Origin of the sequence: Cupriavidus necator, assembly GCF_016127575.1 — a bacterium.
Taxonomy (GTDB): Bacteria; Pseudomonadota; Gammaproteobacteria; order Burkholderiales; family Burkholderiaceae; genus Cupriavidus; species Cupriavidus necator_D.
This window is the reverse complement of sequence record NZ_CP066020.1, coordinates 176,007-199,578: the sequence shown is the minus strand read 5'-3', so window position 1 is coordinate 199,578 and position 23,572 is coordinate 176,007. Positions and strand designations below refer to the sequence as shown.

Here is a 23,572-nt window from a genome sequence, read left to right as displayed (position 1 = left end):
TTGGTCTCTTCAAATGGTATGTCGCCTCACACAATGCTAATCACCTAACACAATGCCGGGCCAAAAGCCTGTCAAAGAAGTCCGCGACGCATTTTTGAGCGTGTGGACCAACCCTGCGCTGTTCCAGGTCAACGTCCAAGAATTCGTAACCGCCGAAGCGGTAGACCTCGTACCCCATAAGCCGCAGCCGACGATCTTCCGCCACCATCTCGGCATAGCGCTGGGAGTTTGCGATGAACCGATCCGGCGCTAGAGGATCCGGTACTGCGTAGTGGTGGCGGCCATCGATCTCGATCACGATGCGCACGCCGTGATCCAGCATCAGCAGAAAATCCATACGCTGGCGCGCTAAAAACTGTTCGTCGCCGCGTTGGCGACGGGTGTAGGGGTCGTAGTGCAGATAGACCTGCGGGACAAGCGCGGGCAACCGCTCTCCAAGCGGACCACCGTAGCGCTCGTAGTAGCCTTGAAATACCGCAAACTCACCCGCCGAACGGGCACCGAGCACAGCCTGGCGCAGCCGCCGGAAAAGATTCTCTTTCGCACTGGCCACGTCGCTAATACCCTGAAGTTCGGCATACCAGTCGCGCAAGTCCTTCCAGAGCAGCAGTCCGGAATTGGGTAAAGGGCGGTCAAAGACCAGTACTTTGTCGGCATGCTTGATGATCTCGACGTCGTTATTGACTGCGTCGCGAAAGACCAATTCTGGCTTCTCACCGATTGATGCGAAGATCAGGTTCTTCATTGCTCCGACGACACCTGCCTGCATGCGGACCACGCCATAGACGGCGTACCCCGACTCCACGCTGGTCTTCCTAACCGCGAAGCCGTCCCGCCTGAGTGCCGTGTCGATCGCGGTGGCTAGTGTCGCCTGCTCGCCGTCACGGCGTGACATGGGATGCAAAAGCTTGTTCAGCAACGAAAAGAAGCGGGTCTGGCTGCACGTCATCGCGCCGCATTGAATCAGCAGCTCTTCATGGGACCAGTCATCGTTGCGTAAGCAGTGCTGGACAATCTGCCCATGCAGGCTGGTAAGGCCAAGCAGACCAGTCAGCCCTGTCGGATCGTCCTGGATGACCGAGGCACCGAACACCACTCTGAGTCCATCAATCAGCGGTAGGTCGCCGAACAGGGAGGCCAAGGGATTGAGAGCCTTGAGAACGTCACGCCGGACCAATGCACTTACGCGCTGTTCTGCATGGACGGTCATCTCGCTCACGATGTCCGCAAGTTCCTCCGAGGGGTAATCGCGTAGCACCCGCGTTGCCAAGTCTAAAAGGTCCGCCTCGCTCCAGGAGATGATCCTGCGTCGGACGTACAGCCGTTTGCTGCCGAAAGCCTCCTGCGCATCGGCCTCGTCCACCGACTGCTGAATCCTCAGGCCGACACAGACATCGGGAACGTCGTAGGCCTTGGCCGTGGCAACGGCCCGTGCGATCTGTTCCCTCAGGGTGTCGAGAGGAATGAGCGAGGGCGAGACCGGTAAACCCTGCATTGCTGCTCCACGGCGTTTCGTTGTCCGTATTTTGACAGCATTCAAAGCGAATCTGGTTTTGAAGCCGCCAGCCACGCCAGCGCTCACCCAGAGCGGGCCAGGCCAGATAGCACAATCGTGGGGGGGCAAGCAGCTTGTGGAGCGAGTGGGAGTCACCTGAGAGACCGCCATCACAAGTTAAGCCCACATCATTCTCCGAAGATTCAAAGACTTATCAGCAATTCGTTCGCCGGCCCTTGGCGGCACTGACCACATGGCGGCCTCGGCACGCAGCGTGGCCAGCTCGCCGATGGCGGCTTCGGTGGCCGTCTGTCAGATTGCCTTGATGGGCGTGGGCGGCCACCTGTTTCAAAGCGTCCGGGAGGTCCGGATGCTCGATGGTGACGCGCGTGCGCCCGCACAGCTCCTGCGAGTACGCTTGCAGCGGCTCAGCTGGCGTGCCACGCTGCCCTTGCGCACCAGGCTGTAGAGCTTGTTGGCGGTCGGAGAACAGCAGGTCAACAATTCCCATCGACACCTAAAATGTGCTTTGATGACCTTTTTCATGGGAAAGCTAAAACTAGGCGTTCGCTGCAAGTCTTTGATTCAAAAGGATCGTACGTCCCGAGTTTGTCTGCCCGACCTTCCACTGCTCGCTGAACGGGCTACAGTGCGCTAAGATCCCGAACCCACGGATTTGTTGGCTTTGAACTCCTCGGAACAACTGCATGCCTACCCAAGTCACGCTGCTTGATCGCATTGCCGCAGAAGATGTTTTGCAATGGCCAGACGCGGGCGAAGCCTCCCTTAGCCTTGTTATTGGCAAATCCGCGGAGTTCGAAGCTGGCGCAGAGGGGCTTGCCCTGGCGTACCTTAGTGCTGCCATCAAGAGATGCTCTTCGTTACACATCCATTGCGAATTCGCTTTCCCTCGGGACAACAACGATTTCAGTGGAACGCTTCTGTCCACGATGTTCGGCTATGCGCTCTTACGGGCATGTGCTACCGCGGCGTTCCGTGACGGCCCTGAGAGTGGTGCGACGGAGCTTCGACGGTTTGCTGGCCGCTGCTACGATGCAAAGCGTGGCGTAATTGGACTCGGAGACCGCGTTGGCATCCTGGCGTTTGATCCCAAACGCTCGATTCCTCGCGTATTTGACACCCACTCGGATGTCAACGCCACCGAGATACCATTGCCCTCGCAGTTCGCTTCTGGTCTGCACAGAATTTTGTCAGGGATGGGCTTGGGGCGCATTGCTAGCCAAAGCACTCTTCCAACACTGACGGATTTCATCTATGAGACCTTTGCGAACACGCTACAGCACGGACGGCCACACGACGCTCGCGTAGCAAGGCATAGCACACGAGGCATCTCGATTACCAAGATCGTCTTCAACGCCGCCCAGCTAGACAGGCGAGATATTTCTGCGGAGATGCGCGAATTTCTGCTGCGCGTTGCGGAAATGGAAAAGACGGACAAAGACCGACTGCTGGCTTGCATATCCGTTATGGACATGGGAGAAGGCATTCAGAACACCCTCCCTGCTGAGTCCGTTGAGGAACACCCCGAAGATCGGTTGCGCAGGGCGTTTCAGCTGAAGCAGACCCGCAAGAGCGTCAGTTCCGTCGAAAAAGGGATGGGCTTGCTTAAGGTCGTGGACGCGGCATTTCGTCTTCGGACACGCCTGCAAGTTACTTCCGCTGGCCATCGGCTTATCAAAGACTTTTCCCTCGGAGAAGACAAGATGCCGACAATGGATGGCGCGGTTCTCTCCAGGCTTCCTCAGCAGTTCGCGGCAGGAACATGCGTAGACCTGTTTGTGCCTGTGCTCTTCACAGACGTCGATCAGCGCGTACTGGCTCTCTAAGGCGGCAATGACAGATACCCGCTGGGCGTTTATTCGCGGCGACATAGAGTCCATCGCCGATATCGACGCTGCTCTCTCTTCCACTACGCATGATTATGCAAGTGAGGCTGGAGCATACGTCGCTCGTGTTGCCTTGCCCCTATTCCGAAGTTTGTTGACAGCCACTGCGATTTTCAATCAAGCGGTTATTGCCGAGACGGTAGAGACAGCGTCCGGTCGTCTAAGATACGCTTTGGCAGACGTTGCGAAGCGCTTGAAAGGTGGACGCTTGGCGATCCTGCCCCGCTTGCCTCAGCTGAACGAGATCGTCTCGGATGCGTCTCCTGAAGACATGCTCAAGACACCCTTGATGGTGACCGCCGACGGGGACGGTGGTCCCGCCCTAGCTGTGATGATGGCGGAGGAACTTACTGATATCCGCAGCCAGGAACTCTCTGACATCGTAAATGTTCACCGAAATCGTGCGGTACTGGCGGTGGACGGAGGCCATTTTGAGTTGCCATCAGGCGCGCACACATCTCATTTCTTCCGACTTGCCGAGTGCTTAGCAAGTACTGACGATCTGGATAAACTCGTATATTGGGTCGCCCGAGACATCTGTGAACAACACGCCATCGGTGCTGATCCGAATCAGACTTGTGGCTTAGTTGTGCTGGTCGACAATCCCAGTACGCTTACTCTTGCGCTTCGCTTGAGTCATGTCTTCCCCAAATTGGCGATGACATATGATTGCGTACGCGCATATCCTGAGAACCCAGACAGATCGGCAGATCTTCGTCAATGGCTGCAGCCACGCATTGCGGTAAACTCCCGGATTCACTTCATTGTCAGCGTGTCGTCCACTGGCACACTCACTAAGACATTGCGGAGAGTCGCGGGGTCACTTGATGTGCCCGTTGGTACGTCAGTGCTCTACGCAACCACGCCAGACCCAGCGTCGCATGCATTTTGCGCACTACAAATCGATGACTACTGGCACACGACGTCATCTGAACATTGCGTGGCATGTCAGCAAGGCAACAGTCCCGTATTTCGCATTGATCGCGCTCGATACTTCCTCGCGGCGAGAAATGTCGACACCCGGGCATTGCCCCCCCTCCTCTTCAGAGCGCAGCGCACCTTCATCGAAGCTTACGGCCATTTCGATGGCGTTTTGCGCACGCACGTCAATGATACGAGCTGGGGAAGCGGGAAGCATCGTGCATTTAGCATCAACGTGGAGAAACTGCTGGAAATCCCAGCATTTTGCGAACAGCTCCTCGGCAAGATTCGGGGTATGGACCCAGTTCCCGACCTCATCATCACCCCTGTTCATCGAGGCGCGGCTGCAATAGCCCGATTCCTCAAGCGCGAACTACAGATTCGCGTAGAGTCGCATGAATCATTGCGCATCAATCTTGCGGTCGACCTAGATCGCACTCTCGCGGAAGCAATCTCGCAGTCTGAATCGATATTGATAATCGATGACGTCGCCTACGGCTCCGAAAGATTGCAGGCATATGTCAAAGCCATACGGGGATCGAACGACCTCTTCGTGGCGCCCAGGCTCATCACACTCATGCCACTGCTCGTCCTCCCCGCGAATGAAAGTGAGATGGACAGTGCAATTCGAGGCATCGCCTCCGACCATCATGAAAGGGCGTTTCGTGTTGAATGGCTATATCGGTTTGCACTTCCGGATTCCGGCGAGCGCGCTTGTCCGTGGTGCCGAGAGTCCTTCAGCATTTCTCAGCTCCCCTTGGAGTTTGACGACGAGGAGGCAGGTGGGACGGATGAGCGAGGCGCACTTTTGGGGCAAACGGAGACAGGCCTGGTCCACTCTGAGTGGGTATGCCTGGAAAAGGGGCGGTCGGCGCCCGTCTTTGGCAATGACTCGCCATTGCTGGTCGCCGGCGCCACGCCTATCCAGTTGCTCTTCGCATGTGCGAGCGCAGTGCAACAGGCAAGAACAAGGACGCCCGCGTACATAAATCCTGAAGGGTTCCCCAAGTCGCTCGTGTTAGGCTCAAGGGTAGTTCGACACTTTCAAAATGAGACTCTGTTTGTGATCTGTCTGCTAAGGTGCCTCACCAGTTCCGAAGTAGATGATGAAACCAAGAATTACGTGCGACAACTCATCGAAGACGTTGCCAATGCCGCTCCTGGTTCAGCCGATCTATGGGCGTTGAGGGAGCTGCTACTCGCTCAGATGCGAGGCTTGGCGCGCGGCATCGCGGACGACGGCGCGCGAAGCAGCATCTACCTGCGCGCAGGATTCGCAGCTTTTTTGGGAAACTGACGTCTCGCTAAAGTCGTCCACTTGGGCCGCTTCCGCTTCGCCCCGCTCGGCCCGGCGCTGCGCTGCGGCGAGCTCCACCTTATTGGCAATTCGCGAACACGTACCGCCACGCCCAGAACAAAAAAGTCGGTACCGATGGACGGGATACCGAGACGCACACGCGACCTGCTGTTCAAGGCGACCGGCACGGCTCAGTTTTAGAATCTGATGATGGAACTGGATGGCCGCATGGGCGCGGCGCCGGCTTAAACCCGAAAGTAGTGTCATTGGTTTGAACGTAAGTGCAATTCACCGTAACGATCTCGCCGACGGCAGCGCGCAGCTCGAATTCAATGGTTCCTGCCGGCAGGCCCAGTGCCTTCACCAGGGCCCGCGTGATGTAACGGTAAGACGGTTACACATCCAGCGACGTAGCGACGTTGCGGCGTGCGTGCGTCGGGGGCGCGCGTCGCCTCAGCTTTGCCTTCACGGGGCTGTCCCGGTCGACTTCCTTCTATAACTCTCGCTCGGCAAGCGAACCCTCGGCTTTCCCGGGAGGAATGCGCGCTACGCGGGACTACCCCGGTTATGCGGGGTGTGAAGTCGACGTAAAAACCTCTGGCCCGGCTCGAACTTGACGAGCAGCTCCGGGTTAGCGACGTGGATTTCGCACGAGGCGGCCGGCGACTGGCGGGCTGTCACCTTCCTGCAAACGCTGCGGAAAGCTCTTGCGGGCCAAGACGTGCGACACATAGTTCAGAAGTGAGATCGCCTTGAGGCTGTTGATCTCAGTTCCATAGTCGAGCGACTGACCATGCATCACTGTGTGGCGGTTTAGCCCTTGGAAGTCTGGAGGCCGCTTCTTGCCACTTACATTGAGCTCACCGAATTCGCCTAGCGGAGCCAGCACAATACGCGTCCAAAAATCATGGTCGAGGGATTCGGCATGGATAGCAGTCTCCGGGCGACCAATCTTCCGACCCTCCGGAGTCTTGTCGGAAACGAAGTAGTAGGCATTCACCTTTTCAAAACAGATTCCATCGGCTTGCGACAGGAACACTGGTATTGAAAGCGCGTACTGCCCGGCCCTGTGGGCATTGAACGCCTGCGCCAGGATATGCGAGCGGTGTGGGAGCAGCTCGCACACCTCAGTTTCAATCTCATCCAAATGCACTGAAAAATGCAGTCTTAGCTCTTCCTTCGCCTCCTCGGCACCCTCGTTCTTGCGAAGAGCTTCGGCTAGCCGAGGGGGATGCCCCAGCCCCATGCGCTGCATATCAATGTACCAACCGTGCTTAGCCAATTCAACCATTGCTCGACGGTACGCAGGAGGAAGCTCCTTAATCGCGAACTGAATTGCAGCTCCTATAACCGGAGCATTGGCTACCCACCACTCCTGCATCTGCCTGAAGGCGGATCCAATGGCAACCCCGATCTCAACAATGGAACTTCCTAGAGCTTTCCACTGGTCGGGGCTTGTGCCTATGGGCTGCGGCAGTACTGGCTCGTCTTTAGGCGCGTCCATGCTAGTCAAAAACTAGGAGCGAAAAAGGCCATTATCCTCCAAAGTCACCGACCAGCTACGCAGCCTCTTCCATTCCAACAATGCCACGATTACGCAGCATCCACATACTGCATTGCCTTTGCCTGCTCGCCGATTTCGCCATTAACACCCTTTCTACCCCGCAGGAATAACGCCAGGCGCTCGCTATGCTTCGCCGCGGTTTGGCGGTGAATCCCGGAACTCCTCTGACAGGCGCTCCACCGACACCTTTTTGCCGCCGGCCACGCCGGGCGACGCGAAACAGCCGGCCGCGAGGAGGTGCTGCTCGTAGGTCAATCCGAGGTGGGCCATGTGGGACTTGATCCACAGGACCGCGTCAGCGCGGTCGCGCAAGCTTCTCGTCGAGGATCCGCGCCAGTGGCGTGCCGGTTTGGACCAGCGTATCCACGACGGACGTCAGTTCCGCGCTATCCAGAACCTCCTGGGGTACCGGAGCGCTTAGGATGGCCTTTTCGACCCAGGCGCATACCCGGGGCCCTATGCCGTAGTCGTTCCAGAATTCCGTGTTTGCACCCTGCGCCCGCCACCAGGCACTGACCACTCCCGCAAGGAACGTCAGTCGATGCACTTGCGGCTGCACCTCAAGCAGGCCAAGTATCGCGAGGGCGACGAAGGTGGACGGCGCGGCCTCCACGGCCAGGCGCGTGAGCATCGGCAACAGGGCGTCCGCTCCCTCAGCCCCGGGCGGACGGACATAGCAGCGAGGTCCCTTCCCGATCTCGTACTCCCCCATAAACAGCGCAGCGAGTGCGCCTGTGAGATGGATTTCCGCGCTGGTCGAGCACTCAGACGTGAGTCGCTTCCACGCCCAGAATTCCCTGATGCGCGACGCCAGGGTCTCCCATACCAATAACACTAAGGGACCCGACACGAGCCCGTTGTTCATCCAGAGTCTGTCGAGCTCATGCAGCACCGCGGTGGTGGCGTCGAGGAAGCGATCTTGCGGCAACTGGGCGACGCGCTGGAGGACCATCTCGCTGAGGCCGGCATCACCCAGCGTGGCGGCCGCGGCGGTCGCTGCGGCGAAATACGCTTCGTTCCATTGATGCGCGCGCTCCCCAGGCTCTTCATCTTTTTTGCATCCGACGCCGTTCGCGCTTGCCGTCCACGCCCAACAGTGAAGCACCAGGCCGCGCAACCGCTCGGGCGCGTCCCGATACCAAAGGTCTTTCGCGAGCGACAGCCAATGCGCCGCCGCGCTCGAGTCCAGCGCGTACTCGCGTGGCGCGGGTGGCTTTGCACGCTGTCGTCGCGGCACGCCCAAGGGGATCCCGGCACGCACCTTCGGGGATCTCGGGTCCGGCAGCTCCGGCCAGCCAGGCTCGTCCCCCTCGCCCGACAGCCATCGCAGTTCCGCCGTGACCGCTGCCCGCAGCCTGTCACGTTCCGCGTCTTTTCGGGCGTTTTCTTGCGCCTCACGATGGGCGCGATAGTCCTCGACGCACTCCCAATCCACTAGATCGCGGCTTGGCAAGGCGTAGGTGGTCGAGGTCAGGCCCAGGCGCATCAGCGTCCGTAGCATTGCCGGTGGCAGGGATCGCTGCGCAGTAAGCGGATCGCCAGCACCGTGGTTGACGACGAGACAGGAATGGTGCTGCTTTAGGCTTGCAACGCCAGTTGAGCGGCGACGTTCCACGGCAGAAGTCCGTCGATCCGATTGACGGGATGATCGGCGATGCGGGCCAAGACGTGACGCAGATAGGCCTCGGGATCGATGCCGTTGAGTTTGCAGGACCCGATGAGCGAGTACATTGCGGCCGCGCGCTCGCCGCCACTGTCAGCGCCGGCGAATAAAAAATTCTTCCGACCCAACGCGACACCGCGCAGCGCATTCTCCGCGATGTTGTTGTCTATCTCTGCCAGACCATCATCACAGTAGTAGATTAGCGCTTGCCACTGGTTCAGCATGTAGTTGATGGCTTTGGTCGTTTCCGACTGCGTTGAGAGCGTCAATAGCCGCTCTCGCAACCACACTTCGAGGCTGTCCAGTAGGGGCCGGGATCTTTGCTGCCGCACCTGTTGACGCACGGCAGGTGGCTTACCCCGGATTTCCGCTTCGATGGCATAGAGCTCGCCGATCCGGCGTAACGCCTCCGTGGTGGTCGGCGTTGCCTTGCGGACATGCAGATCGTGCACCTTACGGCGCGCGTGGGCCATACAAGCTGCTTCGCGCACACTGCCATCGGTAAAAACAGCGTTGAAGCCCGCATACGCGTCTGCCTGCAGGATGCCGCGGAAGCCGGCCAGATGCGCTTGGGGATGTTGGCCCTGGCGATTTGGTGTGTAGGCGAACCAGACTGCAGGTGCAGCATCTGAACCCGATGCGCGATCGTCCCGCACGTAAGCCCATAGTCTTCCCGTCTTGGTCTGTCCCTTACCTGGCGCAAGTACCGGCAGCGGTGTGTCGTCCGCATGCACCTTGCCGGGCATCATCACGTATCGGTGCAAAGCCTCGACTAGGGGGCGTACCAGCGCACCGCAAGCGCCGACACCGCGAGCCATGGTCGTGCGGTCCAGCTCCACGCCCTGCCGGGCATAGATCGCGGCTTGACGGTACAGCGGTTGATGATCAGCATATTTGGCAACCAGTATGTGAGCGTGCAGCCCCGCCGTGGCAATGCCACGCTCAATTGGCCGGCTTGGCGCTGCAGCCTGCACGATGCAATCACAACAGGCGCAGGCCTTCTTGCGCCGCACTTGCCGAATCACCCTGAATGAACTGCTGATAATATCGAGTTGCTCCGAGATGTCCTCGCCCAGCGGCTTGAGCTTACCGCCGCACTCTGGACAGGCTTCGGTCTCGGGCTCGAGAATGCGCTCCTCCCGCTCCAGGTGCTCCGGCAACGGCTTGCGTACCGCTTTCTTCCGGACAGGAGGGGTAGCCTGCGGATCGGCTTCGGTTTCGGCCGCACCTTCCTCGGCCAGCAGATCTTCCAGTCGGGTCTCGAGCTGTTCAATCTGTCGATCCAGCTTCTCGGACTTCTGGCCAAACTGCATCCGCCTCAGCTTTGAGATCTGCAGATTTAGCTGCTCGATCTCCATGGAGCGGACCGCCAAGGCCCGTTCCATGAGTGCGATCGATTCCCGCTGTGCCAACACCAAGGCCTTCAGGGCCTCAATGTCGTCGGGGAGATCGCTGGGGTCGATTGGCATGCGCGGCAGTTTACGCACATGCCGCAAGGTTTACAACACCGACAGTGGCGGCCAGGTGCGCTCGGGCTGCTTCCAGTTGATCCCCTCCAGCAGCATCGACAACTGCGCTTGCGTCAGGTGGATCTTGCCGCTGTCGGCCTGCGGCCAGACGAAACGTCCGCGCTCCAGGCGCTTCGAGAGCAAGCAAAGCCCATCGCCCGTTGACCACAACACCTTGATGACGTTGCCGCGCCTGCCGCGGAAGACGAAGACATGGCCGGAGAACGGGCTCTCCTGCAGAGTCGCCTCCACCTTCGCGGCGAGCCCGTTGAATCCGCAGCGCATGTCGGTCACGCCTGCAGCGATCCAGATGCGTGTTCCCGCCGGCAACCCGATCATGGCGTCAAACGGTCCAGTACGGTACGCAACGTGGTCGCGTCGACTGCCCCTTCAATGCGAATCACCGCTCGGCCCAAACGGATCTCAATGGCGCCGTGCGGCGGCGTCGGCTCGCAAACCGCAGCGGCCGGACTCATTGGCATCGGACCGGGTGGCGAGCTTGGGTGTTCAACGGTCACCGGCAACAACACCGCGGCTTCCTGGCGCTGCTCCATTCGATAGCGTCGGCGCCAGGTGAACAGCATGTTCGCGTTGATGCCGTGCTCGCGCGCCAATTTCGATACCGAGACACCCGGCTCACACGCAGCGGCTGCCAACCGCCGCTTGAATTCCTCGCTGTGGTTCGGCCGGCCTTTGCGACTGCCGGCGACTGGTTCTTCCTGTGACTGTGACAAAGTAGTTCCCATCACTATTTGGTGGGAACTACTTTGGCGCCACTCTACTGAACGGTACAGACGGTGCTGGCGACTCGCTTACGCTGCGCAGTCGCCCCGGCCCGTAGCACCCGGCCATGCCCGTATCGTGCTGGACGGCCACGTGAAGCACGCGTTCCAGTGTTGTCGGCTGAGGGTCGGCACGGTAGGCCGCCAATAGCCCGACAGCCGCGATCGATCGCGGGTTGTAGGGGGCGTGCCAAGATACGGGGAATCCGCTATCACAAGGGGCATCGGCCGCAGATCGATCCGCGGCCGAGCCGAGATAGCGGCGGCGCTACCCGACCCGGAAAAACTCCACGGCCTGCCCCGCATTGACCGCCCGCCTGAGCCAGTCGGGCATGTCGCCCTGCCCGTCCCAACTCTGCCCCGCGGCGTTGCGGTAGCAGACCACCGGCGCTGGTGCGGGTGGCGGCGGTGGCGGAGGAGGCGGCGGATCGAAGCACCCCGCCGCTGCCAGCTCCTCCATGGTCAGCCCGTAGTCGGCCATCTCCGCCCGGATCCAGCGGATCGCCGCCGCCCGCTCAGTTTTTGCTGTCATTGCTGTCGTCACTGCTGTCGCTGCCGTCTTCCGGATTCAAGGCTGCGGCTGGCGCGCCCTGCTTGTCGTCCTGCTGTTCGTTCTGTTTTTCGCCTGGCGCCGCCTGCTCGGTCGGCGCCGGGTCGCCGGCCTTGCGCCGCCGCCCGCCACCACCTTCCCCCCGCCCGGCTGGCGCCACCCGCAATTCTGCCAGCAGCTGGCGCGCCAGCGCCGCTTCGGCCTCGGCCCGTTCGGCCCGGCGCTGCGCCGCGCCCAGCTCCGCCTGCAGCGCGTCCAGGTCGTGCGCCGCTTTGCGCTGCGCCTGCTCGGCGGTGGCGAGCCGATCGGCTAGCGCCGCGGCCTGGGCTTCGAGCCGCGCGCGGATTTCGGCCTGCGCCACGGCCACGTCGCGGGCCTCGCTGCGCACCGCCGCCAGTTCGCCGCGCAACGCTTCGGCCGCGCGCTCGCTCTGCTGGCGGGCGGTGCGCTCGGCGTCCAGCTCGCGCAAGCTCCGCCGCTCGCTGGCCTCGGCCCGTTCCTGCGCGAGGGTCACCTGCTCGCGGGCTCCAACTCCGTCGAGAATTGGGTGCGCAACGTCTCCAGCTGACGTCGGCCCGCCTCCAGTTCCGTGCGGCCCGCTTCGAGCCGGGCCTGCGTCGCCGCGTGCGCCTGCCGCTCCGCGGCCAGGTCCGCCTGCACGGCGCCGTGCGACTGGCGCGCCTCGGCCAACTGCGCCGAGATGGCCGCGACCTCTTCCCGCGCGACCGCGAGGGCCGGCCGGGATTCGAAATATCTGAAGCTTCAGATATTTTGGGAATCCCGGCCAACCCTCTATCCTGGCCGGAGGCGCATAAGGCCTACGACGAAGCGCAGCTGCGCCTTTCGCCGCCGCGCTGATCGATCCGCGGCTGGCTCTACCGTGACTTTGAGATCACGCCGTTCGCGGTATCAATCCAGGTCGCCTTGTGCCATTTCAACAGCATAGCGCCGCCAACAGTTCCTAATTAGAAGGCACACGGAACCGTAGCGGATGTCTGACTATCACTTCGTCATGTTCGCAAACGGGCGATCGCCATACATCTGTCGGAACTGTCCGATCAACTCGGTTTCGAGGCCATCTGCTGCCAAGCTTGGGCACTCCATCCAGTGCATTTGCAAATCCTCCCACTCCGCGAGGTGCCAAAGCAGTCGACCACCGCGATGCCCAATCGCTTTGCCGTAGGCGAACTCCACCAGTTGGCGCACTCGCTGGCGAAGACCGTTGCGCCCGCAGGCCTTCCCGACGTAGATCACCGTGGCGCCTTCTACCCAATTATCTCGAACAATGTGTTCCGGATAGCTGGGATGCTGCCCCTTGAACCATCCAGCCCGGCTCTCTGAGAGAAACTTCGGGGCGGTAGATTCTGTGCGGACAACGACATAGACGCCCGCTGCGGTGGGTACGTGGGTGCAACGGGTGTTGTGGAGACTCTTGATGGTGACCGCAGGCGTGAAGCCGCTCAAATCGATACCGTCGATTGTTTCCATTGCGCCCCTGATCGGCTAGTCGGCTGAATTTTGGCCGCGATTGGCTTGCACCTGCCCCGGCGCCAGCACTCTCATTCTCGCGGAGGATTTGAGACGCCATAGATCGCATCCGCCCGCACGCCCGGTCGCCCAGGCGCATGTCCCATGACGATACCGTAGATAGTGAAGCGCCAGAATGTCCGCTCCGGTGCGCGAGGGTCTTGCACAGCGCGATAGGTTAGTGTGCCGCCGCCGATATTCTCATTGACGGGGGAGCCCCACTGCGGATTGAGGAAAAAGCGCTCGAGATCACGAACTGCGGATGGACAAAAGAAAGAGGCGCGCAGCTCGTTGGGGGGTGATCGTACTTTTGGTGCGAAATCTGGCGGTTGGCTCCAAAAATCAATGTGGATCAAGGGCTTGCCACAACGCCTGCCGTTACAAAGTGAGTGTAGCCACAAAGCCTTGCTGCAGTCGGCTCTCCGGTTGGCTAGTGCCAGATTTTGCTCAAAAAGTACGACTACCCCACAAAGGACTCGCACACCATAATAGGAAAACGAATGGTCAAGCCAAACGTCATCGCTCACTACACCCCTTCTCGGACAGGTTTCTTGGCACTTCGGAGTGCTCGTGATCTTTTGCTCAAGGCAGAAAATGACCTCGCGAAACTAGAGGCCAATCCACAGGACGCTTGGATTGCTTTCAACTTCTTTGTCACAGCTCACCATATCGCCGACTGGGCAGGGTTGGTCAGTGAGCGGTCAGGAAACCCTGTACTTAAAATCTGCGCCCACATTGCAGATGGCCTAAAACATTTTGAATTAACCAATGCACGCCACGACCTTATTGAGGATGTTGTGGACGAGAGCTATGCGGAGGACGGATACGTCGAGCCAGGGTACTTCGAGCAGGAGGTCTACGTGCTGCTTGTTGAGGACAACGGCCTGACCCTAAGCGGAAAGATTGAAGTTGTGGAATTGGCTCATCGTGTTCTGGACTTCTGGCGTACCAAGTTGACGACCTCATAGTATTAGTCGGCGAGCGCCGCTACTGCGCTCGCCAGCTTCGAACATGTGGCGCGGTGGTCGCGCTTGAGCCAACCAGCCCATGACGTCAATCTCAGCTCGACACCAACATGGGCTCGCTCGGGGACATTGGGATGACCGGCCATATTCCTTCCGTCCGAAAATTACCAAAATCACACATCGCTTCGTGCCGCGCATGCGTCAAAAATAGCACCTAGGCGCAAAGGTCCTCGGCCTAGTGGACGAGCAGCAAGTCGATGCACAGGTTGCCAGTTCGATGTCGGCGCTCCGTCAGCCGTGCGCGGCCGGCTATCCAACCCAAAAAAAACATTAGCTTGCGAACGAAGTTGCTTCTTACATGAAACTGCTGCTAGCAGAAGGCAACGCTTTAATGTGTCAAGGCTTCCTCTGCAAGCAATCGGCTACAAGCACGCTTTGCATCGTAAGCGGAAAAGACTTGAAGATCCTCTCGCTTAGCCTGTTCTCTCAGTTCATAGAGAATATCGCTGACTTCCGCATACTCGCTGTCTGAGTAAATGGGTTGCCCAGGCGCCGGTATCCAAGCCGTCAACTCAATGGATTCCGGCGTAGCAAATCCAAAAGCGTCACGTGCGCGCGCAAGCCGCCAGAGAGCAGCCGCTGCCGTCTTGTTTCTTACCATGGATTTAGCCTTCGGATTAATGGCAGCGTAGCAAGTAGCGTAAGCGTGGCCGACATAGTCTATGGAGAAGCCGGATGTCGTCCCAGTTAGGCTGAAGCTTCTGTTGAATCCCTGTGCAAGAGTGGGCGCCACGGACAAGACCTCATCCTTCACCGATTTGGCGAAGCGCGCTTCATGTATAGGCCTAGGGTCAGTTTCCTCGGCTCTCGATGCCAAGTCGACGCGTCCTCTATACAAAGAGCAGCGATCAAGAGCTCTGACGACCACTCCCTCTTCGTCTTCAGCATCAATGTCAAAAGGCTCTCCCAAACGGATACCACCTAGCGGAGCGCGCCAGTCGGCGAACTCTTTACCCGAGTTGGACCAAGATAGGTAGTCAGCAACCAGTAGGGTTCCGAAGGTATGACATGCATGACCTAGTTCCTGGGGCAGGCACTTAAGAATTTTCGGCGTCACCACTCGCGCGAATGGGGTGCAATCAGAGTATTGGCCGAGCACCGCGATGGCCAACGCCTCACCGGAAGCCTCGAAAACAAGATTGGCGAGCCGAGCCTGGCCGCTGACCACGCCTGATGCAGGTGTATTCAGTTCGAAGTGCAACACAAGGTGGTTCATAGCGGTGCGGATCGGAGGGGGACTTCAGAAATACCTGGTAGACCCGGTACGCCGAGAGTCCGAAGCACTACGTCGTGCAGGGACGCGGCGCGCTTTGCTAAGAATCGTTTGGCCGCCTCTTTAAGCGTCGGATTGGCTTCGGCGATCTGGTCGAACGGTAGCCGATCAACCGCAACGGCGCAAGCGGTCGCAAACTGCAGAAGTGGCGCTTTAAGCTCCGCCCTTTGCTTCGCAGGCAGCTCCCTGACAAGCTCCAAAAGATGATTAGGACCTATCAGGTCACTGGAGAAGAGCCCAGCAGCGGTTCCACCAAGGGCTCGCTCATGGTCAATCACTAGAATGTTGCCAGTTGGTCCTAGCAAGAGGTTGCCTTGATGCCTGTCGTCGTTGCCAACTAACTCATCGAAAAGCGCGATCTTTGCGATGAGCAGGACCCGATCTTGCTGGAAGAGCCAGCCGGCGGTGGAAGACTCAACTTTAAGCGGTAGCGCATTACTTATGGACCGGGTGCCGAAACAGACGTGCACGTCCTCGTCCCCATACGGCCACGCGGCTGGATAGGCGCTCCGGCATACGCAGATCCACATCGCTTCGGGCGCGGGCAGTCCCACCTGTCTGGCCAGCCACGCGCACGCGGACTCCGCAATGAATTCCTTCTCCGGAAGCAGCTTTACGTGCGCATTAAAGCGCGCGAGTGAGACAGGAGAACAGACTTGCCCCACCAGTACAACACGCGAAGCTTCGCTCACGCGGGTGATTGGTCGGAATTGAAGCTTACCGTATGGAAAGGGAAGGTCCGGCAGAGACACTGTTCCTCGCTTAAGGCGGCACGCGTGTGAAATCTGCACTCAGGGTCAGTCCCAAGCAAAGTCCGCACATCTCGCATTTATACCATATGTAGTGATGGGATTCTTCATTCTCCCAACATATTGTATCCCCGTTGCGCGGGAGCGGCCTCAGCCAGAAATCTGACTCCTTAAGTTGGAGAGCCGGTTGCAACTCTCGGCCCAGGAAAAATTCCACGCTCTGCCCGGCATTGACCGCCCGCCGCAGCCAATCGGGCATCTCGCCCTGCCCGTCCCAGCTCATGCCCTGGGGTTGCGGTAGCAGACCGGCGGCGGAGGGGCGGGTGGCGGCGGATCAAAGCACCCCGCCCGCCTCCAACTCGTTCAGCGTTCGTCCATCTAGGTCTGGATCAAGCGGATCGCGTCCGCCCGCTCTTTGTCACTTGCCGTCGTTGCCACGGTTGCCGTCATCCGGGTTGAGGGAGGAGCGTACCCTGTTCTTTGTCCTGCTCTTCGCTCTGTGCTTGCAGCGTGCGAGCTGAAGTTGACGAAAAAAGCCCGCAATTTCCAACGTAGCGAGCTGTTGCTTATTCGTCACGAGCCGCCCCACTTCCTTCGTTAGAATCCATTCCCGACGGCACCGCGCTTCGAAGCGGCGGCTAACTTTGGAGACTTATGTCAGCACGATCTGAGGCCCGCAAGAGGTTCATTGAACAGGTACAACAGGCGCTGGACGAGGTGGAAGAAGCGCTACATGCTCTGTTCGAGGACCCTGCCGCGCGGGCAGAAATTATTCATACGTCGGCCGTGCCAGAAGTCGTGCGAGGGTGGGCGAGCCAGCCGATGCTAAATTGGGAGGGCGCGCGGAAAAAATGCAGCTCGGCGACAAAAAGTTGCTTTATCGGCATTCGAACTCGCGATATCGTTTGCATTCTTAGTCTGATCCGGGTTTCCAAGGGCGGCCTGCTGACCAAGCTACTCTTCCTGGAGCGAGACAAGACCGACGACTTCCTAAAGGGCCGTGGCTTTGTGGCCATCGACGTTATCCTTGATGTCATCGCGGCCTACTTCAACTCGGCGCAGATAGTGATTGATAAGCCACTCGCACAAGTTGTGCCTTATTATGAACAGCACGGCTACCGCACCGCCAAGCTGGTCGGTCGGTCGGTGAGCATGATGGCACGGCCGGCGAAAACCCGGTAGAATCGAGGGCATACGGATGTACATTCCGAGATAATGCCGAAGCACTTTTCGGCAACACATTGGAACGGCACCATGGATCGCAAGGCAAACGCTCCTCGACTTGTTGCAAAGGTTCGACGTCCGAACGAGGCTGATTCGGCCGCCGTCGCGCGCGTGCGCGCTCTGTTCGCCCGTCCGGAAATGAGCGTGGAGGCGTTGAAAAAGCGTGCCGAGATCGCTCGCAAGTGGGAAGCCGAACACGGTCCCTTCAGCGTCTACGCCGGCGCACGTCGCTGACGATTGGTAGATGCGCTTGCTCAATAAAAAAACCCTGCTGTTGCAGGGCTTTTTTATTGGCATTGCAGGCAAAGGAATCCGCGATTCTACGGCCGCCACGTCCTTTCCCGAGAGGTCAACGTCCCAGCAGTTGCGGAGTGCGTGAGCACACCACCAGTTGGGTCGAGCCCCGCGTCAGGGCGACATAAAGGTTTGACGCGTTCAAGGTGTCCGCAGCGAGAACGACCGCGACGTGTGCCTCCAGTCCTTTTAGCAACAGCGTGCTACCCACCGCCCGCCGTGGCAGCGCTCTCGCTTGCATGCGGCCCTGCTCGCGAATCCGAATCGCGGCTTCCTGCAGCGTCGTGCCGCCTGTACTAGAGGTGTCGAGCGCAGTCAAGCAGGCGCGCAGCACAATAGGGCGAAAGACTCGTGTCCCCGGCTGCTGGCGAACTGCCTCAATGAGCCGCTTGACGGCGGGTAGCGAGCGTTCGGCTTCGAACGCTAGCGCGGCGGCTTCGGCCAGGCTCGGTTCTCGCCGTGCTGTGCCGCGCCGCAGGATTTCCACTCGCTCCAGCAGTGCGGCAACGCCGACCCCGGTCATCAGCCGGCCGCAGAATTCGACGACGCGCCTGAGCGCCTCCGGAGCTGCCAGCTGCAAACCGGTCGCGAAGTCAACCAAGTCGCGCAAGTCCACGGCTTCGACCGTGACGGCTCCCGGCACAAGACTTGCCATCCGTTGCTGGCTCTGAGGACTGGTACTGTCGCCGATAACGAGTACCGTGCCGTCCCGATGCGGCGCCGCGGTGCCAGCTGCCTGGAGAAGGCGAGCGTGATCCCCAGCCGAACCATCGAGCTGCACCCATTGCACGGCGGGGGGCGCGCTCGCCAAGTTGATCGGCTGCCGATTCAGCAAGACCTGGCGCGCCTGCAAAAGCCACTGACCGAGGACCTCTGCACCGGCATTGATCCAGCGCCAAGGTCGATCGAGCGTGAAGAGCCTCGGGAAATGTCGACACACGTCGTCCTGCCACGATGCCAGCGGATCGCCGCCGAAACCGAAGATTGCCTGCAACGGATCCCCGACAACACAGGTTGGCAGAAATGCCGAAGCCGCCTGAATAATGGCGTGCTGGCGGACCGAGCAATCCTGGTATTCATCGACCCAGAGGCGCGCGTAGCTCGACGCCAGCACGTCGCCCACGTGACCTCCCGCCAGCAGCCGTGCCGCGGCCTCGCGGATGGCGTTGTAGTCGGGCCGTAGGGCGGCAAGGAGCGCCGGGTCGATGCCCGCGCGCGCCGGGAACGTCGCGACCAGCTTCATCGCCCAGCCATCCACAGTCCCGAGCCGGTATCGGCTCGGGTCCACCCGAGCATGCTCAAGACGTTTGCGCAGCGCGGCCACGCCCGCGTTGGTGTGGGTGAGCAACAAGATCGGCTTGGATTGCCCGTGACGCATTAGGGCATTCGTCAGCATCTGCGTCTTGCCGCAACCGGCCGGCGCTTCTACCCGCGCGCCGGCTAGTTCAAGAAGGTCAAGGTCATAATTAGCCATGGTGGTGACACCACTGGAACAGTTTAGCCACCTCAGTGCCAAAGGCGGGCTCAGCGCTCTCGAACCCTGGCCCGACAATTGTGAAGCCAACTTCCTCCATGGCCGTAACGCTCTTAAACCAGGGATTCTTGCTATTGCGTGAGGCCTGGCCGAGAGCGAGCCGCGCTTCATTAGTGATCACCCTATCCACATACAGCTGCTTCTCGATTTCGGGCAAAGTGAGTTTGTTCCCGCTCGCTGACCGGAGGTGCGCGTCAACCAGATCCTCCCCCTTCTTCTCTTTGGCCAGTTGCCAAAGCTGGGTGACAGATTCGATGGCCAGGGATTGAAACAGCTCGTCTTCCAGCGCATTCGGCTGACGCCAAGCAAATACCTCTCCCCCGGCCGCCTTGAAACTCACCTCGTCCACCTTGGGCGGCACATCACTGTCCCGCAAGAGCGCCACCCGGTAGCCGAGCGCTTGGAACGCCATGGCGCGTTGCACGGCGGACGATCCAGAGCCGTCGACCAGGACCACGCCGAACGTCGAGATGGAAGGCGAGCCAGACCAATACTGGTCCAGTCCGCGCACCAGGCCAACTTCGCTTGCGCCTTCGCACACCATGACGCTTTTTCCCAGCAGCGCTTCCGGGTGTCGGCGCATCGTGCCCTGCACGTCGTCGCTGGTTCCGCAGCAATGCGCGACATGCACGCCATCGCGTTGCCTCAGCACGTAGAGTTGCGCGCCCGAGAGTTCGCGCACCACCACGGGCGAATGGGTGGTCAGAAACACCTGTAGCGGCGGTGCCGGTTCCTTGGCCCCCAGGGTAACGAGCAACCTGTAGATTCGATGCGGCTCTAGTCCGGTCTCAATCTCGTCGACTAGCACCACTGAGGTCTCCATTGCGGCGGCCCGTTGCAGTCCGGCCACCAGCAATCGGCCCGAGCCGAGCCCTAGGGATCTCAGCGGCACGCCTGCGGCGTCGTGCAGCGCAATCGCGCCGCCCGTCACCGAAATGGCGTGGGCATCCAGCAACGCCTTGACCTCGCCACCGACTGGCACACCGAGCTCGGTGGCAGTGGCCAGCACCTGCTGCAGCGCTTGCCCCAATTGATTCTGAGCCTCATCACCGAAGCGCAGGCGCGCGTCGCGTCCGGCGCGCACCAACGCCGCCGACGCATCCGCTCTTTCGTCGGAAAGCCGGTTCAGCACCGAGCCGCGGCGCCAGCTCAGGTTCTGATCACCACTTGCGCCGAGCCAGCCAGGCGCGATCCGAAGCCGGTCGGCCCAGGCCAGGTGCCGGGTCAGCCCCTGCGCCGCAGCGCGCTCGGAAATCAACTGCCATTGCGGCTCCAAGTCGCTTTGGACCGTCAGTCGAATCGTCAGCACCGTCTCGCAGTGCGCGTCAGGCTCCTCGAGCACGGCGCCGTCCTCCGCCCGGAAGCCGCGCAAGTACAGGCCATACGCCTCAAAGTTCTTGAGCGCGTCGTCGAGCTCGCCCACGGTAATCTCGATCACGATGGGTTGGTCGACATTCATGCGGAAAAAATCATGGTCGCCGAATTGCGCGGTGCGCCGCGCGCCCAGGCACAGATCGATGGCGTCAAGAATGCTCGACTTGCCCGCGTCACCAGGTCCGATCAACGCGTTGAGGCCAGGGCCCGGCCACCAGGTGAAATGCTGGATGCCGCGAAAGTGGCGGATCTCGATTTTGCGCAAGCGAGTCATTGACAAATGGGGGACTGACGGTAAAGGGCACATGATCGCATAAGGGCGTCGCTACACTGTGCGGAGAACGGGAGCATCGGTTGGGCGGTGTTGCGCGGCGGTGATCACCAGAGACGTCCCCGCATCAGGGGTAAACGTTCGAAACGTGCAAAATGTAACGGTCCATGGGAAGCTGCTTCCAGCAAGGCTTTCCGGTTCGCTTCGCTTGAGAAATTGCTTCTTCTGCAAGCTCTTGAATCACAAGCGTTTTTGGAGCAACAACGTATCAATCTGCTCGAGAAGGACGAATTGAAATGAACGCGTCCCACCCGTGGGCGGTGGGGTCAAGGGATCTTGAGTTCGATCCTCACGGGCGGCGCGAAGTAATCTGGAAAGCCTTGCGGCAAGCAGCTTTCCAGCTTCCAAGCACCAGATTTCGCACCAAAGGTACGATGACCCCTAGGTCCGCGTAAGCCCACCACGCGAAATAGTGATTGGTGTCTCCATTCGTGCCGATTCCCCATCCCTGAATTGTCAGTGGCCGCCCCATCGCCGATAAAGGCGCGAGATCATCGCCCGCCGCCAGCGCCTCGATAAATGTCAAAGAGCGCCCGGAAGAAGCGATCGTAGACCGCCTCGCGCGGATCGCGGCGCACAGAGGCCCGCAGGTAGAGATACGGCGGCAAACGCTGCCAATCGTCACCCTGCCCGCGCGAATGCTCGGATCGCTCCGCCCATACTTCGCCGACGACGGTCACCCGACTGGCTGCGCGCACCACCGGCAGCTGCGCGTAGCACCACAGCTGGCCCCAGACGTTGGGCCACAGGTTGCTCGGAATGGCCATCCTCGACATTTTGATCTCCACCACGATCACCTCACCGGTCGTCTTGTGGCGATACACGAGATCGGGGGACGCGCGCAACGGTTCCCCGTTGACCCGCAGGTCATCGAGATGGAAGTAAGACACCATCGTGTCAGCGCCGTGGTGCAGGCCACAATGCGCGAGTTCCCACGCCGCGTGCTGCTGGTGCAGATAGTCGGCATCAACAAGGCGCAAGGCGCGATGCCGGAAAGCGAGAATCTCGGGCTCCGCCGCCAGACCGCTCTCGCGGTCATCGTCACTGCCCTCGCTACTGGCGTAGAGCGAGTAGATCCATTGCGCAAACGCGGAGGCGGACGCCCCCGGCTGCCGGGGTGGCCGCTGCTTGGCGACCCGCAAAAACTCGGATGGCACGAGCTGGAATGGCGAGGACGGAAGAAACGTCTTGGGAGGCCGATAGACGCCATGAAGGACCACAATGCGGGCGATCTGCTCCGGCGACGGCGGCGCACTCGTCCACGGGTCACAAATCTCCACCGGGCCGAAGATGGCAGCCGCACGCCGCTCGGACGCCTCGGCATTGGTATCGCCATGGAACGGTGAAAAACGGATCCTCGGCTCGGAATCGCGTCGATCGATCCGCGTGACGCCGTCTTGCGTGCTAATGGTCTGTATCTCCATGCGTGCCGATCTCGCTATTCCTGAAGCCGTAAATACGCTGGACGAGCGTGGTGTCTCAACCAGCCACACCAACCTAACCCACGGCGCGCCACGCGCCCAATTGCCCGGCGCGCCGTCAGGTCGCCCCCTCGCCAGACGGACTCTCGCTCACGAGATCCATCTCGCTTCCCCTCACCTTCCACGGTCCCTCAAAAATGCCTTCCGGGACCACTCGCCGGCATTCCCAACCAACCAGCAACCAACCCCAACCCACCCCAGCCGGCCACGGCTGGACTCGCACCGCGCGCCGAGATCCCCTGCCCCGCCGGCTTTTTTGCACACTAGAAGGCTCTTCAGTCGCCGACCTTACCGGCCACGTAGTTGAATACAGTGCGCGCGGCATTCACGGCAAGTCCCGCATCGACATCGTCCAGCAGATCTTCGTTCGGATGCGCGACGCTGGCCTGATTGCGCAACGTATTCAGCCCATCGAGCGTACTGGCCATACCGTTAGCAACCTTCTTGATCGCCTCGGCATGGGTGCCCTTTGCATCGAAAGCCGGGTGCTCCGTGCGGATCAGCTTGTAGAGCTCGGTCACTGTCGGCTGCGCCCCGTACGAGAGCTTGGCCTTGTCGCAGACCTCCCTGAGGTAGCCGTGGAGCGCCGTATGCACCCGATCCACGGCACTCGTGGGGCCACCGGATGCGAGCAGCGTCTCCGCATCATGCAAAGCCTTCCTGACCACCTCCAGCTTCGAACGGCGTGGCTTCTTCGCGGGGACATGCGGGACCTCTTCATCCGTCACAATGGCGTAGAGATCCGGGTCCTCTCGTTTGAGCGTGTTGTGCAACGACGCATCGGTCAGCAACGCCTTGAGCGCCTTGGCGTAGTCATCGAAAAGGAATTCGAGCGTTCGCAAGATGCACAGCCTATAGTCCGAGTTCCCGTACTGGGCCGACCGCAGGAGATGGTCGTTGCCATAGATCTCCTCAATGTTGTGCTCGTGCCCGAAACTGGCCCAGTCCGATTCCGAGAACCGCCTTTCGAGTACCTTTGCAAAGGTTGCAAAGGCCTTGTTGCGCTTCGCATCGTCCCCCAACAGCTTTTCAAGTGCCAAGAACATATCTTCCCTGAATTGTTATCCATTTAC

General features: G+C 60.2%; 21 protein-coding genes and 3 pseudogenes. 5 read left to right on the top strand and 19 right to left on the bottom strand.

Annotation, left to right across the window (positions count from 1 at the left end):
* Nucleotides 1–40: 40 nt before the first annotated feature.
* Together I6H87_RS32965 and I6H87_RS34940 are read right to left on the bottom strand one after the other, a co-directional pair.
* Nucleotides 41–1,495: an AbiJ-related protein gene (locus I6H87_RS32965; RefSeq protein WP_011154078.1), complete on the bottom strand. Its 1,455-nt coding sequence runs from the start codon at nt 1,493–1,495 to the stop codon at nt 41–43.
* Nucleotides 1,496–1,753: 258 nt separating this feature from the next.
* Nucleotides 1,754–2,041, bottom strand: a pseudogene (locus I6H87_RS34940) (DNA-binding protein); the annotation flags it as partial.
* A gap of 161 nt (nt 2,042–2,202) precedes the next feature.
* Here I6H87_RS34940 and I6H87_RS32960 point away from each other — a divergent pair.
* Together I6H87_RS32960 and I6H87_RS32955 are read left to right on the top strand one after the other, a co-directional pair.
* Nucleotides 2,203–3,342: a hypothetical protein gene (locus tag I6H87_RS32960; protein WP_041688671.1), complete on the top strand. Its 1,140-nt coding sequence runs from the start codon at nt 2,203–2,205 to the stop codon at nt 3,340–3,342.
* A 7-nt stretch (nt 3,343–3,349) separates the two neighbouring features.
* Nucleotides 3,350–5,620, top strand: coding sequence for a hypothetical protein (locus I6H87_RS32955; protein ID WP_136227934.1), 2,271 nt, complete (start codon nt 3,350–3,352; stop codon nt 5,618–5,620).
* Between the two features lie 631 nt (nt 5,621–6,251).
* On the opposite strand, the gene I6H87_RS32950 is transcribed toward I6H87_RS32955, so the two are convergent.
* The 10 genes and pseudogenes from I6H87_RS32950 to I6H87_RS32900 form a co-directional block, all read right to left on the bottom strand.
* Nucleotides 6,252–7,124, bottom strand: coding sequence for a hypothetical protein (locus tag I6H87_RS32950; protein WP_041688667.1), 873 nt, complete (start codon nt 7,122–7,124; stop codon nt 6,252–6,254).
* 183 nt (nt 7,125–7,307) lie between these two features.
* Complete coding sequence (locus tag I6H87_RS32945; RefSeq protein WP_011154077.1) at nt 7,308–7,454, bottom strand: hypothetical protein; 147 nt, start codon at nt 7,452–7,454, stop codon at nt 7,308–7,310.
* Nucleotides 7,455–7,479: 25 nt separating this feature from the next.
* Nucleotides 7,480–8,799: a hypothetical protein gene (locus I6H87_RS32940; RefSeq protein WP_136227933.1), complete on the bottom strand. Its 1,320-nt coding sequence runs from the start codon at nt 8,797–8,799 to the stop codon at nt 7,480–7,482.
* On the bottom strand, nt 8,763–10,316 hold the full coding sequence (locus tag I6H87_RS32935) for an IS66-like element IS883 family transposase (RefSeq protein WP_011154075.1): 1,554 nt from the start codon (nt 10,314–10,316) through the stop codon (nt 8,763–8,765). Before I6H87_RS32935 ends, I6H87_RS32940 begins: the two co-directional genes overlap by 37 nt.
* Before the next feature lie 30 nt (nt 10,317–10,346).
* Entirely contained in the window at nt 10,347–10,694 is a 348-nt protein-coding gene (tnpB, locus tag I6H87_RS32930; RefSeq protein WP_011154074.1) for an IS66 family insertion sequence element accessory protein TnpB, read from the bottom strand.
* The gene (tnpA, locus tag I6H87_RS32925) at nt 10,691–11,101 is read right to left on the bottom strand and encodes an IS66-like element accessory protein TnpA (RefSeq protein ID WP_082236121.1); all 411 of its coding nucleotides are present in this window, start codon (nt 11,099–11,101) and stop codon (nt 10,691–10,693) included. The genes tnpB and tnpA overlap by 4 nt, the downstream gene beginning before the upstream one ends.
* Before the next feature lie 304 nt (nt 11,102–11,405).
* The gene (locus tag I6H87_RS32920) at nt 11,406–11,669 is read right to left on the bottom strand and encodes an H-NS histone family protein (RefSeq protein WP_011154072.1); all 264 of its coding nucleotides are present in this window, start codon (nt 11,667–11,669) and stop codon (nt 11,406–11,408) included.
* Nucleotides 11,653–12,431 (bottom strand): annotated as a pseudogene (locus tag I6H87_RS32915) (DNA-binding protein); the annotation flags it as partial. The pseudogene I6H87_RS32915 and the gene I6H87_RS32920, both read right to left, overlap by 17 nt.
* Before the next feature lie 258 nt (nt 12,432–12,689).
* On the bottom strand, nt 12,690–13,175 hold the full coding sequence (locus I6H87_RS32905; RefSeq protein ID WP_041688660.1) for a GIY-YIG nuclease family protein: 486 nt from the start codon (nt 13,173–13,175) through the stop codon (nt 12,690–12,692).
* 71 nt (nt 13,176–13,246) lie between these two features.
* Complete coding sequence (locus I6H87_RS32900) at nt 13,247–13,570, bottom strand: hypothetical protein (RefSeq protein WP_136227932.1); 324 nt, start codon at nt 13,568–13,570, stop codon at nt 13,247–13,249.
* 144 nt (nt 13,571–13,714) lie between these two features.
* Between I6H87_RS32900 and I6H87_RS32895 the strand changes: the two genes are divergently transcribed.
* Nucleotides 13,715–14,182: a hypothetical protein gene (locus tag I6H87_RS32895; RefSeq protein ID WP_041688658.1), complete on the top strand. Its 468-nt coding sequence runs from the start codon at nt 13,715–13,717 to the stop codon at nt 14,180–14,182.
* 385 nt (nt 14,183–14,567) lie between these two features.
* Here the strand turns inward: I6H87_RS32895 and I6H87_RS32890 are convergent, their stop codons facing one another.
* The 3 genes and pseudogenes from I6H87_RS32890 to I6H87_RS34935 all read right to left on the bottom strand — a co-directional run.
* On the bottom strand, nt 14,568–15,455 hold the full coding sequence (locus tag I6H87_RS32890; protein ID WP_082236120.1) for a hypothetical protein: 888 nt from the start codon (nt 15,453–15,455) through the stop codon (nt 14,568–14,570).
* Complete coding sequence (locus I6H87_RS32885) at nt 15,452–16,204, bottom strand: HipA family kinase (protein ID WP_136227931.1); 753 nt, start codon at nt 16,202–16,204, stop codon at nt 15,452–15,454. The genes I6H87_RS32890 and I6H87_RS32885 overlap by 4 nt, the downstream gene beginning before the upstream one ends.
* 262 nt (nt 16,205–16,466) lie before the next feature.
* Nucleotides 16,467–16,711: pseudogene (locus I6H87_RS34935) on the bottom strand (H-NS family nucleoid-associated regulatory protein); the annotation flags it as partial.
* Nucleotides 16,712–16,915: 204 nt separating this feature from the next.
* On the opposite strand from I6H87_RS34935, the gene I6H87_RS32880 reads away from it, so the two are divergent.
* Together I6H87_RS32880 and I6H87_RS32875 are read left to right on the top strand one after the other, a co-directional pair.
* On the top strand, nt 16,916–17,443 hold the full coding sequence (locus I6H87_RS32880) for a hypothetical protein (RefSeq protein ID WP_041688654.1): 528 nt from the start codon (nt 16,916–16,918) through the stop codon (nt 17,441–17,443).
* A gap of 72 nt (nt 17,444–17,515) precedes the next feature.
* The gene (locus I6H87_RS32875; protein WP_136227930.1) at nt 17,516–17,719 is read left to right on the top strand and encodes a hypothetical protein; all 204 of its coding nucleotides are present in this window, start codon (nt 17,516–17,518) and stop codon (nt 17,717–17,719) included.
* 115 nt (nt 17,720–17,834) lie between these two features.
* Here I6H87_RS32875 and I6H87_RS32870 read toward each other — a convergent pair whose 3' ends face one another.
* The 4 genes from I6H87_RS32870 to I6H87_RS32855 all read right to left on the bottom strand — a co-directional run bounded on the left by I6H87_RS32870 (nt 17,835) and on the right by I6H87_RS32855 (nt 23,539).
* Entirely contained in the window at nt 17,835–19,253 is a 1,419-nt protein-coding gene (locus tag I6H87_RS32870) for a UvrD-helicase domain-containing protein (RefSeq protein ID WP_041688652.1), read from the bottom strand.
* Entirely contained in the window at nt 19,246–20,961 is a 1,716-nt protein-coding gene (locus I6H87_RS32865) for an ATP-dependent nuclease (RefSeq protein WP_011154066.1), read from the bottom strand. The genes I6H87_RS32870 and I6H87_RS32865 overlap by 8 nt, the downstream gene beginning before the upstream one ends.
* A 548-nt stretch (nt 20,962–21,509) precedes the next feature.
* Nucleotides 21,510–22,442: a hypothetical protein gene (locus tag I6H87_RS32860; RefSeq protein ID WP_011154064.1), complete on the bottom strand. Its 933-nt coding sequence runs from the start codon at nt 22,440–22,442 to the stop codon at nt 21,510–21,512.
* Between the two features lie 332 nt (nt 22,443–22,774).
* Nucleotides 22,775–23,539: an abortive infection family protein gene (locus I6H87_RS32855; RefSeq protein WP_162166401.1), complete on the bottom strand. Its 765-nt coding sequence runs from the start codon at nt 23,537–23,539 to the stop codon at nt 22,775–22,777.
* Nucleotides 23,540–23,572: the final 33 nt, after the last annotated feature.

What these genes read in the sequence shown, in the direction of transcription:
- I6H87_RS32965 (WP_011154078.1), bottom strand. Translation starts at nt 1,495, where the DNA reads ATGCAGGGTTTACCGGTCTCGCCCTCGCTCATTCCTCTCGACACCCTG.
- I6H87_RS32960 (WP_041688671.1), top strand. Translation starts at nt 2,203, where the DNA reads ATGCCTACCCAAGTCACGCTGCTTGATCGCATTGCCGCAGAAGATGTT.
- I6H87_RS32955 (WP_136227934.1), top strand. Translation starts at nt 3,350, where the DNA reads ATGACAGATACCCGCTGGGCGTTTATTCGCGGCGACATAGAGTCCATC.
- I6H87_RS32950 (WP_041688667.1), bottom strand. Translation starts at nt 7,124, where the DNA reads ATGGACGCGCCTAAAGACGAGCCAGTACTGCCGCAGCCCATAGGCACA.
- I6H87_RS32945 (WP_011154077.1), bottom strand. Translation starts at nt 7,454, where the DNA reads ATGGCCCACCTCGGATTGACCTACGAGCAGCACCTCCTCGCGGCCGGC.
- I6H87_RS32935 (WP_011154075.1), bottom strand. Translation starts at nt 10,316, where the DNA reads ATGCCAATCGACCCCAGCGATCTCCCCGACGACATTGAGGCCCTGAAG.
- tnpB (WP_011154074.1), bottom strand. Translation starts at nt 10,694, where the DNA reads ATGATCGGGTTGCCGGCGGGAACACGCATCTGGATCGCTGCAGGCGTG.
- tnpA (WP_082236121.1), bottom strand. Translation starts at nt 11,101, where the DNA reads ATGGGAACTACTTTGTCACAGTCACAGGAAGAACCAGTCGCCGGCAGT.
- I6H87_RS32920 (WP_011154072.1), bottom strand. Translation starts at nt 11,669, where the DNA reads ATGACAGCAAAAACTGAGCGGGCGGCGGCGATCCGCTGGATCCGGGCG.
- I6H87_RS32905 (WP_041688660.1), bottom strand. Translation starts at nt 13,175, where the DNA reads ATGGAAACAATCGACGGTATCGATTTGAGCGGCTTCACGCCTGCGGTC.
- I6H87_RS32895 (WP_041688658.1), top strand. Translation starts at nt 13,715, where the DNA reads ATGGTCAAGCCAAACGTCATCGCTCACTACACCCCTTCTCGGACAGGT.
- I6H87_RS32890 (WP_082236120.1), bottom strand. Translation starts at nt 15,455, where the DNA reads ATGAACCACCTTGTGTTGCACTTCGAACTGAATACACCTGCATCAGGC.
- I6H87_RS32880 (WP_041688654.1), top strand. Translation starts at nt 16,916, where the DNA reads ATGTCAGCACGATCTGAGGCCCGCAAGAGGTTCATTGAACAGGTACAA.
- I6H87_RS32875 (WP_136227930.1), top strand. Translation starts at nt 17,516, where the DNA reads ATGGATCGCAAGGCAAACGCTCCTCGACTTGTTGCAAAGGTTCGACGT.
- I6H87_RS32870 (WP_041688652.1), bottom strand. Translation starts at nt 19,253, where the DNA reads ATGGCTAATTATGACCTTGACCTTCTTGAACTAGCCGGCGCGCGGGTA.
- I6H87_RS32865 (WP_011154066.1), bottom strand. Translation starts at nt 20,961, where the DNA reads ATGACTCGCTTGCGCAAAATCGAGATCCGCCACTTTCGCGGCATCCAG.
- I6H87_RS32860 (WP_011154064.1), bottom strand. Translation starts at nt 22,442, where the DNA reads ATGGAGATACAGACCATTAGCACGCAAGACGGCGTCACGCGGATCGAT.